This is a genomic window from Chryseobacterium sp. sg2396 (assembly GCF_042610505.1).
In the GTDB taxonomy this organism is placed as follows: domain Bacteria; phylum Bacteroidota; class Bacteroidia; order Flavobacteriales; family Weeksellaceae; genus Chryseobacterium.
Window position 1 is genome coordinate 1 of sequence record NZ_JBHGAQ010000056.1, and the last position, 994, is coordinate 994.

Annotated in this window: 1 protein-coding gene; it reads left to right on the forward strand. The window is 37.5% G+C overall.

The annotated features are described in order from the left end of the window. Positions 1–62 precede the first annotated feature (62 nt). Positions 63–977, forward strand: coding sequence for an IS982 family transposase (locus ACED20_RS21165; protein WP_294309707.1), 915 nt, complete (start codon positions 63–65; stop codon positions 975–977). Positions 978–994: the final 17 nt, after the last annotated feature.

Consider the following 994-nt stretch of genomic DNA (forward strand, 5'->3'; position numbering starts at 1 on the left):
CATGAGGTGATTAATGTCTAAAATTAATATTTTAGAAGTGAACAAATACATCAATACACCTCATGAAAAACAAAGATATGCTTTTTGATGAAAACCTTCTGATAGAAATCTTCGTAAAAGCTGATGATCTGTGTAAAAACATTGAAAAAGAACTGTTTTCAAAAATCCTCGAAAATAAAATGGTCCGTGACGGATACCAAAAGCCATCCTGCAAGATGAGCGAGAGCGAAATAATGACTCTTCTGATTTATTACCATTACTCGGGATACAAATGTTTTGAATACTTTTATTGCCAGTTTGTGGCCAATGAATTAAACTCTTATTTCCCGAAGCTTTTAAGCTATAACCGCTTTACGGAAGTCTTATCATCGGTTTCTCTTCCCCTGTTTCTTTTTGCCAAAGTCCTGTGTTCCGAGAGCCTTCATACGGGAATCAGTTTCATTGATTCCAAAAAAATAGTAGTCTGCCATAACCGCCGTATCCATCAGCATAAGGTGTTTAAAGGCAGGGCTGCACGGGGAAAATCATCTACCGGCTGGTTTTACGGCTTCAAGCTCCATTTGATTATAAATGAAAAGGGAGAAATCATGGATTTTGATCTCACCCCCGGAAATGTAGCAGATAATAACCACAGCCTTTTGAAGCGCATTTTAGGAAAAGTAAAAGGTCTTTGTTTCGGAGATAAAGGCTACAATACTACTTTATGGAAGGATTTCTTCGAGTCCGGATTGAAAATTATCACCAAGTCAAAAAGTAAAACCAAAGCAAAGCTGATGCTCTTAAATGAGCGTTATATGCTGCTTAAACGTCCTTTAATAGAAAGTGTAAACGATATTTTCACCTCCGTCTTTGATCTGGAGCATTCCAGGCATCGAAATCCTGACAATGCTTTAACCCATATGATCTCTACTATCTGCGCTTATTGTTTTTACCCGGAAAAACCTGCGGTAAATTTCCCAAACTGGATAAAGGCATAAACAAGCAAAATAAAGGC